Origin of the sequence: Kitasatospora arboriphila (assembly GCF_039528095.1) — a bacterium.
Classification (GTDB): Bacteria; Actinomycetota; Actinomycetes; order Streptomycetales; family Streptomycetaceae; genus Kitasatospora; species Kitasatospora arboriphila.
In genome coordinates this window covers 1-15,791 of the sequence record NZ_BAAALD010000015.1, presented here as the reverse complement: position 1 = coordinate 15,791, position 15,791 = coordinate 1, and the positions used below count along the sequence as shown (strand labels likewise).

Below are 15,791 nucleotides of genomic sequence, written 5' to 3'. Positions count from 1 at the left end.
CGCCCCCCCCCCCGGCCCCCCCCCCCCCCCCCCCCGCCCCCCCCCGGCGCCACCGCCACGGCCCGGACCCTGACGTCCGGGCCGTGCCGGAAGTGCAGGGTGAACTCCACCCGTTCCCCGGCGCGCAGGGCCGGCGGGCGGACGACCAGCAGGTCGACCCCCTCGGGCGACATCCGTACCTCGGCCCGGGCGGGCACGGCCAGCCCCGCGACCGGCTCCCAACTGCCGGTCGCCCCGCGGTGCACGTGCCGCTTCAGCACCACCCGGCCGGTCGGGCCCCAGCTCGCCCCCGTCAGCTCGTCCGGCACGTCGCCCGGGTTGCGCAGCACGAAGAACGCGGCCGTCGCCACCGGCCGGACCGCGCCCGCCACCGGAACCAGGATCCGGCCCTCGCCCGCGACGACCGGCTCCGGCCGTCCGGCCCGGCCGGCGGACGCCCAGGCGCTCAGCAGCACCAGGGCCGCCGTCACCGCGGCCGCCGGCGGCAGCACCGCCGCCCGGTTCACCGGACACCCCGCGAGGCCCGCCAGGTGCGCAGCCGCAGACTGTTGGCGACCACCAGCAGCGAACTCGCCGACATCGCGAGCGCCGCCGGCATCGGATTCAGCAGGCCCAGGGCAGCCATCGGCAGCAGGACGGCGTTGTAGCCGAACGCCCAGACCAGATTGGTGCGGATCGCCGCCACCGTGCGCCGGGCCAGCCGCACCGCGACCACCAGCGACTCGATGTCGCCGCGGACCAGCGTCAGCCCGGCCGCGCCGATCGCCGCGTCGGTGCCGCCCGCGAGGGCGACGCCCAGATCCGCCGAGGCCAGCGCCACCGCGTCGTTGACGCCGTCCCCGACCATCGCCACGCGCCGCCCCGCCGCCCGCAGCCCGGCGATCACCTCCGCCTTGCGCTCCGGCGAGGCCGCGGCGTGCACCGCGGTGATGCCCAACTCGGCCGCCACGGCCCGGGCCGGGCCCGGCCGGTCGCCGGTCAGCAGGACCGGCTCCAGCCCCAGGTCGCGCAGCCGCCGCAGCGTCCGCCAACTGCCCGGCCGCACCGTGTCGCCCACCGCCAGCACGGCCGCCGCCCGGCCGTCGAGCTCCACCACCACGGCCGTCCGGCCGGCCGACTCCGCGCGGGCGAGCGCCGTGCGCAGTCGCCCGCCCGGGACCGTCACCCGGTCGGGACGGACGACCCGCACCCGCCGGCCCTCGACCGTCCCCCGGACACCGAGGCCCGCCGTCGCCGCGAACCCGTCGACCGCAGGCAGCCCGGCCCCGCCGCGCAGCCGGGTCGCCGCGGCCACCGCCCGCCCGATCGGATGCTCCGAGCCGTGCTCCACCGCCCCGGCCAGCCGCAGCACCTCCGCCTCGCCGACGCCGGGCGCCGTGGTGACCTCCACCAGTTCCATCCGCCCGGTGGTCAGGGTGCCGGTCTTGTCGAGCACCACCGTGTCGATCCGGCGCAGCCCCTCCAGCACCTCGGGCCCGCGCACCAGCACGCCCAGCTCGGCGCCCCGGCCGGTCGCGGCCAGTAGCGCCGTCGGCGTCGCCAGCCCGAGCGCGCACGGGCACGCCACCACCAGCACCGCCACCGCCGCCGTGACCGCCGCCTGCGGAGCGCCACCGGCACCGAGCCAGAAGCCCAGCACGCAGACGGCCACCGCCAGCACGCACGGCACGAACCCGCCGGCGACCGCGTCGGCCAGCCGCTGCGCCCGCGCCCGGCCGGTCTGGGCCTCGGTCACCAGTGCGGTGATGCGGGCGAGTTGGGTGTCCGCGCCGACGGCGGTGGCGCGCACCACCAGCACACCGCCGACGTTGACCGTGGCACCGGTGACCCGGTCGCCCGGCCCGACCTCCACCGGCACGCTCTCACCGGTGAGCAGGCTGGCATCCAGCGCCGAGCCGCCCTCGACGACCACGCCGTCCGTGGCCACCTTCTCGCCGGGCCGTACGACGAACTCCTGGCCGGGCAGCAACTCGCGCACCGGGGCGAGACGTTCGACGCCCGCCGCACGGACGCACACCTCCTTGGCGCCCAGTTCGGCGAGCGCCCGCAGCGCCGATCCGCCGCGGCGGCGGGCCCGCCCCTCCAGGACGCGGCCGCACAGCACGAACAGCGGCACGCCGACCGCCGCCTCCAGGTACAGGTGGGCGGCGCCGCCCGGGTCCGCGGTGAGCGAGAACGGCATCCGCATGCCGACCGCGCCGGCGCCGCCGAGGAACAGCGCGTACGCCGACCAGCCGAAGGAGGCCAGCACACCCAGGCTCACCAGGGTGTCCATGGTCGCCGTCGCCTGCCGCAGATGGTGCCAGGCCCGGCGGTGGAACCCGTACGCGCCCCAGGTCACCACCGGGACGGCCAGCAGGAAGCAGACCCACTGCCAGGCCGGGAACTGCAGCCCGGGTGCCATCGACACGGTCAGCACCGGCACGGCGAGGGCGGCCGTGACGGACGCGCGGAGCAGCCCGTCGTCGTCCCCGTCCGTCGGCGCGGCCCCGACCGGTTCGTCGGGAAGGGGCGCGGCGGTGCAGCCGGCGCGTTCCACCGCGGCTGCCAGGTCGGCGAACGGGACGCCGGCCGGATGGACGACCCGGGCGCGGCCGGTGGCCAGGTTCACCGTCGCCGTCACGCCGTCGATCCGGGCCAGCCGCTTCTCGACCCGGCCGACGCACGCCGCGCAGGTCATGCCGCCCACGGCCAGGTCGGTGACCACGCGGCCGGTCGCGGCGCTCACCGGGCCGCCCCCGCCGCATGGCCCGGCATGCCGCCGCCCGGATGGCCGGTGCCGGGCGTGCCGCCGGTGGCGGGCCGCAGCCCCGGTGCCACCGGGCCGACGGCCCTGCCCAGGGCGAACGCCCCGCCGAACACCAGGACGAGCAGCAGCACGAAGCCCGTCAGAACACGATGCGGCCGGGTACCCGGCTCCGAAGTCTCCACACCCCAGCAGTCGGGGCGGGCCGGCGGTGAGTTCCCGGGCACCCAGGATCGGGCCGACCGGGGCGGAGCTGCACCGCGGTCACGCCGCCTTCGCCGCCGTGCCCGCGACGTCCCGCAGGAGGGGGAGGAGCATCTGCTCGTAGGCGGTGAGCGGTCGGGCCAGCGTCCAGCTGACCAGCACGGCGCGGCGCTCGGGCGCCGGACGGACGCGGACTTCGGCGAGCACGCCGTGCCGGAGTTCCAGCCGGACGGAGCAGCGCGGCACCAGTCCGACGCCGAGGCCGATCCGGGCGGCCTCCTTGACGCCCTCGGTGCCCCACAGGTCGAGGGTGCGGGCGCCGGTCAGCTCCCAGCTGTGCAGCAGGTCGGTGAGCTGGCGGCGGGTCTGCGAGCCGCACTCGCGCAGCAGGAAGGTCTCGCCCGCCAGGTCGGCGGGGGTGGCGGTCCGGCCCGCGAGCGGGTGGTCGGCCGGGCAGACCAGCAGCATGTCGTCCTCGGCGAGCCGCTCGGAGCGGTACCGGCCGGGCGGCAGCGGGCCGCCGCTCAGTCCGATGCCCGTCCGGCCCTCCTCCAGCGCCTCGGCGAGCTGGTCGGCGGTGCCGATGGCGAGGTTGAACTGGGCGGCCGGCTCGCGGCGCCGCAGCTCCCGCAGGACGGACGGCAGGAACTGGCCGCTGACGGTGCTGGTGCTGCCGATGACCAGGGGTTCCGTCCGCAGCAGCGCCGCCGCCTGGACGGCCTCGACGGCGTGGTCGGCGACGGCGAGCAGCTCCTTGCTCTGCGCGAGCAGGATCTCGCCCGCCAGGGTGGGGCGGATCTTCGGACCCGAGCGGTCGACCAGCTGGGTCCGCAGGGCTATCTCCAGGTTCTGCACCTGTTTCGACACCGAGGACTGGCTCAGGAACAGCACTTGTGCGGCGGCCGAGAACCCCCCGCACTCGATGACCTTCGCGAAAACCGCCAGTTGGTTGAGGTTCAGTCGCATCATGGCCTCGCTCGCGTCCGGAGGGTTGGGACACAGGGGTCGGCGCGGCAGCCCGCGGTACCGGCCGGTACGGCAATGTACCGTGCACCGGGCCGGTGTCACAGGCGGTTCACCTGCAAGATCAACAGGTCGTGTGCGCCCGTTCTCCTTGCTCCGCACCCGGGTTGACGAGCGGTCGGGCCGGTCGGCGGCCGCCGCGACGCCCCGGGTCGCGTCCGGGCCCGGAACCCGGCGAATGGCAAAGGATTGGCAAAGGCGCGGGACGAAACCTCGATCCGGCCCTCTTCTCACGATGACCGGCCCGCCCGTGGCCGGCAGTTCCTCGGGAGGTGGTCCGGTGCACGCTTGCCCCAGCGGTCGACCGGCAGTGCATTCCCCGTCCGGCGCATCCGTGCGGCGGACACCCGCCCCGGCCGGCCGCCGCGCCGACGCCGCGAAGTCCGGCGACCGCCCCCCGCGGTGCAGGCCCGGCAGGCCGTGGAAGGAGGCGTCGTGGATTCACTGACCCTGCCCGGCGGCGGCCGCGGCGAACTCGTCCGGCGCCCGCCCTCCGCGCCCACCGACAAGCCCCGGCCCCAGGCCGGCCCCGGAGTCGTCCAGGCGGTGGCCCTCTCCGCCGTCCCCGGACCGCCCCCGCCCGGACTCTCCACCGCGAAGGTCGTCGCCTACCTGCACGGACCCGAGCCCTACCTGCTGATCCCGGACCCGGCACCGAGCATGCGCCGCAACCTCACCCGCTGGCTGCAGGGCCGCGCGGCCGTGGTCGGCCCGGTGGTCTCCCGGTCCGACGCCGGAGCCTCGCTGCGCTGGGCCCGCACCCTGCTCTCGCTGTCCCCGCAGTGGCCGGACGGTGCAGGGGAACTCCTCTTCGTCGAGGACCACCTGGCCGAGGTGCTCCTCCTCCAGGACCCGCTGCTGGCCGGCCGCCTGTCGGCCAAGTGGCTCGGTCGGCTGAACGACCTGACACCGCGCCAGCGCGAACGGATGGAGCAGACCCTGCTCGCCTGGCTGGAGGGCGGCGGCGCCACCGAGGCGGCGGTGCTGCTGCGCATCCATCCGCAGACCGTCCGGTACCGGCTCCGCAAGCTGGAGCGGATCTTCGGCAGCAGCCTGCGCACCTCGCAGGCGCGCTTCGAGATCCTGCTGGCCCTGAAGATCCACGGCACGGCCGCCGAGTGCGCGCGGCTGCGCCGCAGAGCGGAGGAACTGCCCCCGCACCGGACGTTCGGCCCCCGCCAGGACGTCCGCCGCAGCCGGTGAGTGCTGCGCGCCCCGACCGCCCCGGGATTCCGTGACCTTCGACCGGTGTCCCTGGCCGTCGCCATATCTGTCCATTGTTGATGAATTCCCCGACGGGGCGCCCCCGCGTTCCGTAGGGTTTTCACCGCGGTCGCCGGGACCGTCCGAAAAGGAATTCCGGCGGCGGCCGGTGCGATCACCCTCTTCGGCGTGATAGGAAACCGATGTCATCTTCCAGGAAGAAACGCGGAACCGAGAAAGGCGTCTACGGCCTTCCCAGGGTGAGCCGTCTCCCGCGGTCGTTCGCCACGCTCGCGATCATCGTGGCCATGATGTCCACGGTGACCGCGCTGGTGGTCCCCGTCGTGAAGTCGGCGGGCTCCTACCGGACACCGCAGGCGGGCGGCGCTGCGCCGGGAACGACGACGCAGACCGCGACGGGTCCGCTGACGGCGCTCGACCGGGACTTCGTCAAACGGGTCCGGCTGGCCGGACTCTGGGAGATCCCCGCAGGCCGGATGGCCCTCGCCAAGGGCGGCACGGCCGAGGTCAAGACCGCCGGCCAGCACCTGGTCGACGGGCACACCGCGCTCGACCGGGCCGACCTGGAGGCGGCCGCGGCCCTGGGGATGGACGTCCCCAGCGAGCCGAACGACCAGCAGAAGGGCTGGCTGCAGCAGCTGGACGCGGCCCAGGGCGCCGAGTTCGACCGGCTCTTCGCGAACATCGTGCGCAATGCCCACGGGCAGGTCTTCGCGGTGGTCGCGCAGGTGCGCGCCAGTACCCAGAATTCCACCGTCCGGGATCTGGCGACCGTGGCGAATTCCACGGTGCTCGACCACATGACGGTGTTGGAGGAAACCCGACTGGTCAATTACGGCGGACTTTCCGCGCTGCCCGCGGGATCCGCCTCGCCGAGCCCGAAGCCGGCCGGGCAGCGCTGAACGAAGCGGTGGTCCGCAGCGCCGGACACATGCAGTGAACACCCTGTCCACGACTACCGAGAGTGCGAATATGAGGACTCACAAACGTGACAAGGCCGGGCGCAGAATGCTGGCCCTGCTGCTCGCCGGAGTACTGGCGGTCGGCGGCGGCTCGGTCATCGCCGCGGCCGCGTTCGCCGGGCAGCGCCCCTCCAGGTCGCAACAGGCCAACGGGCAGACGGGCACGGTCGCCTGCGCGGACGTCGGCCTGGGCCTGACCGCGGTGCCGGACACCGCCCGTGCGGACGTCGACCGGGACCTCGCCGACCTCGACGTGCAGGTCGCGGACGCCTACCGCAGCCTCTCCGAGCCCGGCTCGGGGGGCGGCGAGAAGCGGGTCATGGGCGACCTGGCCGCCAAGCGGTCCGACACCCTGCGCAAGCTCGCCGCGAGCGCCGGAAAGGACTCCGGCCTGCCGCAGGACATGTCCGGACTGGCGAACTGCGCCATCCGCAAGGACCTGGTGGTCGACGCCTCCACCAAGGACTACGCCAACGACGCGCAGAGCGTCGCCGCGCAGAGCAAGAGCTCCGGCGGGTCGAAGTCCGGCCCCGGCCGCGGCTTCGTCGACATCCGCAACGTCGCCCCGAACACCGCCCGGCCCGCCCGCAGCGGACCCGCCACCGGCACCTTCACCTCCCGCTGCGGACGCAACGAGAACCGCCACCTCAACCCCGACAACGTCATCGTCGCGCCCGGCGTCAGCAACGGCGCCCACCACATGCACGACTACGTCGGCAACCGCATCACCGACGGCTTCTCCTCCAACGGGAAGCTCGCCGGCGCCGGCACCACCTGCTCCAACGGCGACCAGTCGGCCTACTACTGGCCGGTGCTGCGGCTCCTCGACGGCACCAACGACAAGGACGCCAAGGCACCGGGCGGCGGCAAGGACAAGAACGTCGGACGCATCCTGCAGCCCGCCGAGGTCGGGATCACCTACAGCTCCCCGAACGGCAGCCGCGTCCAGCCGATGACCCGCTTCCTGCGGATCATCACCGGTGACGCCAAGGCGCTCACCAACGGGCCGGCCAACGCCCACGCCTCCTGGAGCTGCACCGGCTTCGAGGACCGCCAGCTCGCCGACAAGTACCCGATCTGCCCGGGCGGCAGCCGGGTCGTGCGGACGCTGAAGTTCCCGGACTGCTGGGACGGCAAGAACATCGACAGCGCCAACCACCGCACCCACACCGCCTTCTCCAAGAACGGCAGCTGCCCGCGGAACTTCCGGGCCATCCCCCAGCTGGTCGAGCGCGTCGCCTACGACGTGCCGTCCGGCGCCAAGTTCGCCGTCGACAGCTTCCCCGAGCAGCTCCACAACCCGATCACCGACCACGGCGACTTCATCAACGTGATGAACCGCAACCTGCTGGACCAGATGGTGAGTTGCATCAACGAGGGTCGCCGCTGCGGCTGATCCGTCGGGCCGCCCCGGGCTCACCCCGGGCGGCCCGGGCCGCGACCCCTCGCGCGGCCGGCCCGGTGGGACCGGGCGCCATTCGAGCAGAGCAAGGACACAGCCGGAGGGCTCAGCGATGTTGACAGGTCAAGGACGCCGATCCTGGCATTCGGCCGCAGGGCCGGCGCGAGCGGGCCGAGCGGCCCGAACACGCCAGGCGAACCGGTCGGACCGGGCCGCGCGCAGCGAGCAGGCACCCGCCGCGGCCGCGGCGCGCCGGCCCGAGGCCGGCGGCCGGCAGCCCCGTTCGGTCTGGTCGTTCCTCCCCGTGCTGGCGGCGGGGCTCGGCCTCACGGCCGTCGCCGTCAACGGCGCACTGCAGGCCTTCCTCGGCATCGCCGCCGGGGTGCTCGCCCTGGTGTCGTTCACCTCCGCCGTGCTGTGGGGGCTGGCGGCGACCGACCGGCTGCTGCTGTACCCCGTCCACCGGCTCGCCGCCCAGGCGATCCACCGGGTGATGGGCATCAGCGGCGTGGTCTTCCTCGTCCTGCACGTGTGGATGAACCTGATCCAGGACCAGATCGGCGCACTCGGCGCGTTCGTCCCCTTCGCCGACCCGCAGAAGCCGGTGCTCTACGGCCTCGGCGTGCTCTCCGGCTACGTGCTCCTCACGGTCGCACTCGCCGGCGCGGCCCGCGGCCTGCTGGCCCGCACCGGCGACTCGCGGCGCTGGCGGATCGTCCACGTCCTCGCCTACCCGGCCTGGGGCGCCGGCCTGGTCCACGGACTCAACGCGGGCCGGCTGCCCGCCACCTACATCACCGTCATGTACTGCGTGGCCGTGGTCGGCGTGATCGTGGCCCTCGGGCTGCGGATGGCCTTCCAGGACCGCGGCGCCCCGCGCCGCCCGGCCACCGCCGTCCGGCCCGACACGGCCGGCCGGCCGACGGTCGGCGCCGGCACCGGACGACGCAGGCAGGACGGATGAGCGGCGCCCCGATCGCCTGGCTCGGCCGGCCCGTGCTCTTCGCCGGCCTGGAGCACAGCGAGCAACTGGACTACCGCGAACACCTGGTCGTCCACGGCCGGCTGTCCCCGATGAAGGCCGAGGACCTCGCGGACCTCGCCGAGAACGTCGACCTTCGGGGTCGCGGCGGCGCCGGCTTCCCGTTCGCGAGGAAGCTCCGGGCCGTCGTCAAGTCGGCCGCCCGGCGCCGCACCCGCCCGGTCGTGGTGGTCAACGGAACGGAAGGAGAACCGAGTTGTCTCAAGGACGCGGCCCTGCTGCTGCGCACCCCCCACCTCGTCGTGGACGGGGCCCTGCTGGCAGCCGAGGCCCTGGACGCCGAACAGGTGGTCCTCGGGGTCACCCGCGCCGACACCGAGCAGTCGCTGCGCCGGGCGCTGGCCGAGCGGCGGACGACCCGGGTGCCGGTCAACGTCGCCCGGCTGCCCGAGCGGTTCGTCTCGGGCGAGGGCAGCTCGCTGGCCCGCGGCATCACCAGCGGGATCGCCCTGCCGCGCGGCGGCAAGGTCCGGACGAGCGACAGCGGCGTCCGCGGCCTGCCGACCCTGCTGTCCAACGCCGAGACGTACGCGCAGCTCGCCGTCGCCGCCCGGCTGGGGGCGCTGCCCTACCGGGAGTCCGGCACCCCGTCGGAGCCCGGGACGGTCCTGCTCACCCTGGCCGGCCGCCAGGTGGTGGAGACGCCCCTCGGCGTCCCGCTCCCGCAACTGCTCGCGCTGTTCGACCTGGAGATCGGCCAGGGCGTGCTGACCGGCGGCTACCACGGCAAGTGGCTCAGCCCCGAGGCCGCCGGCAAGGCGACGGTCTCCCGGCAGTCCCTGCAGAGCCTCGGCGGGGCACTGGGCGCCGGGGCGCTCCTCCCGCTGCCGCACACCACCTGCCCGCTCGGTGAGGTCCTCCGGGTCGCCCGCTGGCTGGCGGACGAGACGGCGGGCCAGTGCGGGCCCTGCTACCTCGGTCTGCCGGCCCTGGTGAAGGAGCTGGAGCAGGTGGTGAAGGGCGGCGGCCGGCCCGCCCTGGAGGCCGTCGAGTCCCGGATGAAGGCGGTCACCGGTCGGGGCGCGTGCAGCCATCCCGACGCCGCCGCCCGGTTCGTCGCCTCGGCGCTGGAGGTCTTCGACGAGGACCTGCAGATGCACACCTACCAGTACGGCTGCGGCCGGCCCGTCCAGGACGTGCTCCCCATGCCGGTCATGGAGAGCGCCGGGACGATCGTCGTGGACTGGACCCTCTGCGAGGCGCACGGCCTGTGCACCAGCGTCCTTCCCGAGGTCATCAGCCTGGAGGCGGACGGCTTCCCCGCGGCCGGCGTCATGCCCGTCCCGCCGGAGCTGCTCCAGCAGGCCGCCCGCGCGGTCGACCGGTGCCCGGCGCTGGCCCTGAAGATCCAGTGATCCCCGCACGTCCCCGACCGAACGACCCCTGACCTACGACACCCCTGTACCTACGACACCCCTGTACCTACGACACCCCTGACCGAACGACCTTGACCAGCGATCCCTCGAACAGCACCACCGATGGAAAGGCAAGGAAGATCTTGACGATGACCACGAAACGATACGGCCTCGTGGCGGTCTGCCTCCTGCTGGCCGGCCTCGTGCTCATGGCCGCCTTCGGGAGCGCCAACAGCAGCGCCAGTCCGTCCAACGGCAAGGCCGACACCGGCCAGTTGGCCGCGGCGGGCGGCACCCCGGCCCCGGCGGGCGGAGGCGGAGCCTACGGCGACTACGGGTCCTCCGCGCCGGCGGGCACCGCGGGCAAGCCGGGCGGCCAGCTGGCCGTCCGCGTCGACGAGAAGCTCGGCCCGGTGCTGACGGACGGCGAGGGTTTCACCCTCTACCGCTTCGACAAGGACACCGCCAAGCCGCCGGCGTCCAACTGCGCGGGGACCTGTGCCACCACCTGGCCGCCCGTGCTGAAGGACGACGCCACCACGGCGGGCACCGGCGTCGACGCCGGCAAGCTCGGCGAGATCACCCGGGCCGACGGCTCGCGGCAGCTGACGGTCGGCGGCTGGCCCGCCTACCGCTACGCGCAGGACTCCGCGCCCGGTGACACCAAGGGCGAGGGCGTGGGCGGCACCTGGCACGCCCTGGCGCCGGACGGGAGCAAGGCCAAGGCCGGCGGCGCCACCGCGGCGCCCACCGCGACCGCGCAGCCGACCGCCATGCCGTCGATGACCCAGCAGGCCCCGGCCGGTGTGCAGATCTCGATCTTCAACCACCCGCAGCTCGGCCCGATCATGGTGGACGCCAACGGCATGACGCTCTACCACTTCGGCAAGGACACCGCCTGGCCGATGAAGTCCAACTGCGAGGGGGAGTGCCTCAAGACCTGGACGCCCGCGCCGCCGGTCGACCCCAAGAAGATCAAGGGCGTGGACCCGAAGCTGGTCGGCAAGATGCAGCGCTCGGACGGCTCCTGGCAGCTGAGCATCAACTGCACGCCCGCCTACCTCTACACCGGTGACAAGAGCGCCGGCGACGCGCTCGGGAACGGCCTGGCCAACGGCCTGTGGACGGCCATCAACCCGCAGGGCAAGGCGGCGGCCGGCAAGTGAGGGCCCTGAGCGCGGCCCTCGCGCCGCCCGGGGACGGCCGTTCCGTCCGCACCGCGCTGAAGTGGTCCGCGCTGGTCCTCCTGCTCCTCCTCGGGGTCTTCGAACTCCTCTGGGGGCCGGGAGGACTGGCCGGCACCTCGCAGGCCGCCCAGCGCCCCGCCGGCAACTCGGTGGAGCTGCTGGCCCGGCGGATCGGCTGCACGGCCGAGATCACCGCGGACACGGCCGACCTCCGCCAGGGCCTGTGCACCTCGGGCGGGGAGGAGATCTGGATCGCCACCTTCCCGGAGGTGCGGGCCCAGCAGGCCTGGATCACCGAGGCCGAGGCCTACGGCGGGTCCTATCTGGTGGGCGACGACTGGGTGGTGGTGCTCTCCGACGCCACCGCGGACCAACTCCACGGCCTCCTGGGCGGAAAGGTGGTGAACGGGGCCGACCACAGCGCAACGCACGAGCACACCGGCGGGGGGTAGCCGGGCACGCACAGCAACCAGAGGGCGGGGTCACCGCCGGCAGCGGCCGGGGGTGACCCCGCCCTCTTGCACGCGTGTTGTCGCTGTGCGCTGCACGGGATGTGTCGGAGCGTCACCCAAATTGCTGACACTCTGTCACACAAGGAGCCGGCCGGGGGCGCTCAACCATGCAAATGCTGTATGAACTTTCCGCACTTTTCGCGGCCGTTCCACTTGACGCGGTCGCGCCAGAGTGTCGTCCGGCGCGCCCACCAGCGGTGGGAGCGCGTCCGGCGGCACCGAGACGCAGCCGTGACGCGATGCACGCGATTCCCCCACATTCGGATCCGGAATCGTCCGGCGCGCTGCCGTTTTGAAGACTGTTGCACTGAAACCCGTGGGACTGGTGTGCTGTGGCCCTTCCGCCACACCGTCCCGACGGTCCCAGCAGTGAAACGCCGTCGATGCCTTTCGTCCAGGCAGTTCCCCGTCCCGGCCCGTGCGGCCGACACGCCGGCCAGGCCCCGCGAACTCCCCCCGTGAGAAGGCCAGAGCTGAGGAGGAACAGGGTGACCCCTCGTACCAGTAGTACCCCCGAGTCCGGTTTGAGCGCGCTGAGCGACGCCGAACTCGCGGAGGCGATCGCCGCCCCGACCCCGATCGGAACCTCCCGCATCCGGGAGGTGATGGCCGAGGTGTTCACGCGGCACCACGGCGCGGTGCTCGCCTACGCCCGCCGCTACTGCCGCGACCTGCAGACCGCGCAGGACCTCGCCGCCGAGGCCTACGCCAGCACCTACCACTCCGTCGCCCGCGGCCGAGGGCCGCGGCACGCCTGGCGCCCGTACCTGAAGGCGTGCGTCCGCCGGACGGCGATGGAGTGGAGCGCCCAGACCACGGACCGCGTCCTGCTGCCGGAGGACTTCCACAGCTGGGCCGACCACCTGGCCGACGAGACGGCCACCGAGGGTGCGCAGCTCGCCGCCGAGGAGGCGGAGCTGATCGCGCGGGCCTTCCGCGCCCTGCCCGAGCGCTGGCAGGTGCTGCTCTGGTTCTTCGTGGTCGAGGGCGAGTCCGCCGCCACCGTCGGCAAGCGGATGAGCATGACGCCGAGCGGGGTGCGCTCCCTCGCCGCCCGCGCCCGGTCCGGGCTGCGCGAGGCGTACCTGCGGGCGCACGTGGACGAGGGCACCGGCCTGGAGTGCCGCTACTTCACCTCGCTGCTGGCCGGCGCCGTGCGCCGCCCGGGCCGGCGGCGCGGACGGGAGCTGGCGCGGCACCTCGACGAGTGCCTGAGCTGCGGCCGGGTGGCCGAGGAGTTCCGCCAGGCCAACCGCCGCATCGTCACCTCGTCCCTGATACCCATCGGGCCCGAGGCCGTGGCGCCCTGCTGACCCCTGCTGACCTCGGCGGGTTGCCCGGCCGCCCCGGCCGCCACGGTCGCCACCGGTGCCGGCCCGGCCCGCACGGGCGGCACCGGCGGCCCGTCCCCATGGTCGCGGTCCCCGGGCGGCACCGGGGCGGAACCCCGCCGGCCCGTCCGGCCCGCAGCGCCCCCGCTCCCGTGTCCGACGAGATCGGTACGACTCGCTCACATTGTCTGACGGTCCATCAACATCCTTGCGTGGACGGTCGATTACGAGATCGCATCGGTGTCCCCCGGGGGCCGGGAAGCGCCGGAACCGGAGGATTCCGCGCTGCTAGTCTCGCGGCACATCCAGACCGGCACGCTCTGTGACCGGCCGGATGCGTCCAGGGGGTGGGGCATGGCAGCGCCGGTGCTCGTGGTGGACTTCGGGACGTCCTCCTCGGCCGCGGCCGTGGTGACGGACCGGGGCGAGCGGCTGGTGAAGGAGCCGTCCAGCGGACTGCTGTCGTGGCCGTCGGCGGTCTCCGTCGGCGAGGACGGCAGACTGCTCGTCGGGTCCGCGGCGGAGAACCGCAAACGGGCGGAACCGGGCTCCTACCGGGCCGAGTTCAAACGCGACCTCGGCGAACGGGCCCCGGTCCCGCTCGGCGGCCGGCTCCTCCCCGTCACGGACCTGGTCGCCGCCGTGCTCGCCGAGTTCCGCAGCCAGGGCCGCACGGTCACCGGTACGGAGATCGACCGCCTGGTGGTCACGGTGCCCGCCTCGTACGGGCCGGTCGACCCGCGCCGCGAGGCGATGCTCGCGGCGGGGCGCCAGGCCGGGTTCCGCAGCGTCGAACTGCTCGCCGAACCGGTCGCCGCCGCGCACGCCGCCGTGGCCGGCGAACCGTTCGCCCCCGGGCAGACCGTGCTGGTCTACGACTTCGGCGGCGGCACCTTCGACACCGCCCTGGTGCGGATCGGCCCGGACGGCATGCCCGAGGTGCTCGGCCACACCGCACTCGACGACTGCGGCGGCCGGGACATCGACGCCCTGCTGGCCGGCCGGATCCGCGAACGCGGCCGCGACTGGCTGGAACCGCTGCTCGGCGCCGGCGGGGCGGGAGCCCTGCGCGCCCGGCTGGAACTCGGCGACTTCGTCCGCCGGCTCAAGCACCAGCTCACCGAGGCCGGCCAGGTCGAGGACTACCTCACCCCGCTCGGGCCGGCCAGCCGGGTCGCCCGGGGCGAACTCGAGGAACTCGTCGGCCCGCTGCTGGACCGGACGGTGGCCTGCTGCCGGCAACTGCTCGCCGACCACGCGGTGCGGACCAAGGACGTCGACGCCGTCCTGCTGGTCGGCGGCACCACCAGGATCCCGGCCGTCCGGGCCCTGCTCACCGAACGGCTGAACCGGCCGCTGCGGCTGGTCGAGGACCCGGACCTGGCGGTGGTGCACGGCGCCGCGGCCTGGGCCGCCCGCGCCGCCGACCGCCGCCTGGTGCCCGTCGAACCGCCCGCCCACACCCGCCCGCTGGCCTGGACCTTCCCGGCCGCCTCGGCGGAGCTGACCGGCTGGACGGTGGACCCCGGCACCGACTACCCGGCCGGCGGGACGCTCGGCTCGGTGCGGCTGCCCGACGGCAGCCTCTGGGAGCTGACCGCCGACGGCCCCGGCACGGTCGTCGGCCAACTCGCCCGGCCCGGCGCCGTCGTCGGCCCGGGGGAGTGGCTGCTCGCCGTGCAGCCGCTCGGCGCACCGCCGCCCGCACCGGGCGGCACGGCCCCGCCGCCGGCCCCCGACCGCCCCGCCTGGCCCGGCCGGACGAGGACAGCCGTGCTCGCCCTGCTCGCCGCCGTCCCGCTCGGCTACGGACTGCTCGGCCTGGCCGGCGGCACCGGCCCGGTCGACGGGCTCCTCCTGCTGATCGGCTACGCGGCCCTGGTCGCGCTGGTCGCCGGCAGCGCCGCCGCCGTCCGCGGAGTGCCGCGCTCCGCCGCCCGCGCCGTCCCGGCCGCCCTCGCGCTGGCCCTGGCGGGCATCGGCTGGGCGGCCGACCTCCCCGGCGGCCGCGGCTACGGCTACGGCTACAGCGACGACTACGCGTACGGCGGCTTCCGGACGCCGTTCGACGAGGGCCCGCTCGTCTACGGCTTCGAGATGCTCGGACTGCTGCTGCTCGGGACGGCCGCGGTCGCCGCCGCCCTGGCCCTGCGCCGCAAGCGCCGCGCCGAAGCCTCCGTGGACTGGCGCAGCTGGCTCGGCGGACTGGTGGGTGCCGTGCTCGCCGCCGGCGCCACCGGCTGCGCCGTCCTCGCGCCGCGCTGGGAGTACGGCGCGAGCCTCGCGCAACTGGCCCTGCTGGTGCTGCTGCCCTGCCTGGCGGCCGCCGCCGCGGCCGCCCTGCTGGTGCGCGGCCTGCTCGGCGGGCGACCCGCACTCGCCCGGACGGCCCTCGTCTCCGGGCTGGCCGCCCTCGCCGCGATGCCCTTCGCGGCGGACCTGCTGGTGCGCGACGACTGGGTCGTCGTGCTGGCCGGCGCGCTGGCCGCCGCCGGCGGGGCCGCCGGACTCGCCCTCGCGGCGGAGGCACCGCGGACCAGGGCCTCGGGCCTGCCGGCCGCGAGTTGGTGCGCCCTGCTGTTCGCGGGGCTGGCCATGCTGAACGGAGCCCTGTGATGGACCTCGCCGAGTCGTCCGCGCCCCGCATCCTGCTCCTCACCGAGGGCGGGACGGAGACCCTGGGTGTCGCCGTCCTGCTGACCGCGGCCGCCGCTTCGCGGACCGTGTCCGCGCTGGCCGCCGCGGCCGTCCTGACGGCGCTCGTCCTGCTCGGGCTCGACGAGGGACTCCGGCTGCTCGTACG

Annotated in this window: 14 protein-coding genes; 10 read left to right on the top strand and 4 right to left on the bottom strand. The window is 74.8% G+C overall.

Going from position 1 to position 15,791, the window contains the following annotated elements; genetic code table 11:
* The 4 genes from ABD353_RS10865 to ABD353_RS10850 form a co-directional block, all read right to left on the bottom strand.
* On the bottom strand, positions 1-506 hold a 506-nt coding region (locus tag ABD353_RS10865; RefSeq protein ID WP_344623305.1), incomplete at its 3' end, for a copper chaperone PCu(A)C.
* A complete protein-coding gene (locus ABD353_RS10860; protein WP_425555128.1) occupies positions 503-2,680 on the bottom strand; it encodes a heavy metal translocating P-type ATPase in 2,178 nt (725 codons plus the stop codon). The genes ABD353_RS10865 and ABD353_RS10860, both read right to left, overlap by 4 nt.
* Before the next feature lie 44 nt (positions 2,681-2,724).
* Positions 2,725-2,880: a hypothetical protein gene (locus ABD353_RS10855; RefSeq protein ID WP_344623303.1), complete on the bottom strand. Its 156-nt coding sequence runs from the start codon at positions 2,878-2,880 to the stop codon at positions 2,725-2,727.
* Between the two features lie 130 nt (positions 2,881-3,010).
* Positions 3,011-3,919: a LysR family transcriptional regulator gene (locus ABD353_RS10850; protein WP_344623302.1), complete on the bottom strand. Its 909-nt coding sequence runs from the start codon at positions 3,917-3,919 to the stop codon at positions 3,011-3,013.
* A gap of 489 nt (positions 3,920-4,408) precedes the next feature.
* On the opposite strand from ABD353_RS10850, the gene ABD353_RS10845 reads away from it, so the two are divergent.
* From ABD353_RS10845 to ABD353_RS10800, 10 genes are all read left to right on the top strand, one after another.
* Positions 4,409-5,176 carry a PucR family transcriptional regulator gene (locus ABD353_RS10845; RefSeq protein WP_344623301.1) on the top strand — a complete coding sequence of 256 codons (768 nt, stop codon included), beginning with the start codon at positions 4,409-4,411 and terminating at the stop codon, positions 5,174-5,176.
* A gap of 260 nt (positions 5,177-5,436) precedes the next feature.
* Positions 5,437-6,099 (top strand): DUF4142 domain-containing protein, encoded by a 663-nt coding sequence (locus ABD353_RS10840; RefSeq protein ID WP_344623300.1) that lies wholly within the window; start codon positions 5,437-5,439, stop codon positions 6,097-6,099.
* 70 nt (positions 6,100-6,169) lie between these two features.
* The gene (locus ABD353_RS10835; RefSeq protein WP_344623299.1) at positions 6,170-7,555 is read left to right on the top strand and encodes a DUF1996 domain-containing protein; all 1,386 of its coding nucleotides are present in this window, start codon (positions 6,170-6,172) and stop codon (positions 7,553-7,555) included.
* A gap of 310 nt (positions 7,556-7,865) precedes the next feature.
* A complete protein-coding gene (locus ABD353_RS10830) occupies positions 7,866-8,525 on the top strand; it encodes a ferric reductase-like transmembrane domain-containing protein (RefSeq protein ID WP_344623298.1) in 660 nt (219 codons plus the stop codon).
* Positions 8,522-9,958: an NADH-ubiquinone oxidoreductase-F iron-sulfur binding region domain-containing protein gene (locus tag ABD353_RS10825; RefSeq protein WP_344623297.1), complete on the top strand. Its 1,437-nt coding sequence runs from the start codon at positions 8,522-8,524 to the stop codon at positions 9,956-9,958. The genes ABD353_RS10830 and ABD353_RS10825 overlap by 4 nt, the downstream gene beginning before the upstream one ends.
* Positions 9,959-10,107: 149 nt before the next feature.
* Positions 10,108-11,124: an SCO0930 family lipoprotein gene (locus tag ABD353_RS10820; RefSeq protein WP_344623296.1), complete on the top strand. Its 1,017-nt coding sequence runs from the start codon at positions 10,108-10,110 to the stop codon at positions 11,122-11,124.
* A complete protein-coding gene (locus ABD353_RS10815) occupies positions 11,121-11,597 on the top strand; it encodes a hypothetical protein (RefSeq protein ID WP_344623295.1) in 477 nt (158 codons plus the stop codon). The genes ABD353_RS10820 and ABD353_RS10815 overlap by 4 nt, the downstream gene beginning before the upstream one ends.
* A 548-nt stretch (positions 11,598-12,145) precedes the next feature.
* Positions 12,146-12,970 carry an RNA polymerase sigma factor gene (locus ABD353_RS10810; RefSeq protein WP_344623294.1) on the top strand — a complete coding sequence of 275 codons (825 nt, stop codon included), beginning with the start codon at positions 12,146-12,148 and terminating at the stop codon, positions 12,968-12,970.
* A 372-nt stretch (positions 12,971-13,342) separates the two neighbouring features.
* Positions 13,343-15,604: an Hsp70 family protein gene (locus tag ABD353_RS10805; protein ID WP_344623293.1), complete on the top strand. Its 2,262-nt coding sequence runs from the start codon at positions 13,343-13,345 to the stop codon at positions 15,602-15,604.
* On the top strand, positions 15,604-15,791 hold a 188-nt coding region (locus tag ABD353_RS10800), incomplete at its 3' end, for a hypothetical protein (protein WP_344623292.1). The genes ABD353_RS10805 and ABD353_RS10800, both read left to right, overlap by 1 nt.

What these genes read in the sequence shown, in the direction of transcription:
- ABD353_RS10825 (WP_344623297.1), top strand. Translation starts at nt 8,522, where the DNA reads ATGAGCGGCGCCCCGATCGCCTGGCTCGGCCGGCCCGTGCTCTTCGCC.
- ABD353_RS10805 (WP_344623293.1), top strand. Translation starts at nt 13,343, where the DNA reads ATGGCAGCGCCGGTGCTCGTGGTGGACTTCGGGACGTCCTCCTCGGCC.
- ABD353_RS10835 (WP_344623299.1), top strand. Translation starts at nt 6,170, where the DNA reads ATGAGGACTCACAAACGTGACAAGGCCGGGCGCAGAATGCTGGCCCTG.
- ABD353_RS10820 (WP_344623296.1), top strand. Translation starts at nt 10,108, where the DNA reads ATGACCACGAAACGATACGGCCTCGTGGCGGTCTGCCTCCTGCTGGCC.
- ABD353_RS10850 (WP_344623302.1), bottom strand. Translation starts at nt 3,919, where the DNA reads ATGATGCGACTGAACCTCAACCAACTGGCGGTTTTCGCGAAGGTCATC.
- ABD353_RS10860 (WP_425555128.1), bottom strand. Translation starts at nt 2,680, where the DNA reads ATGACCTGCGCGGCGTGCGTCGGCCGGGTCGAGAAGCGGCTGGCCCGG.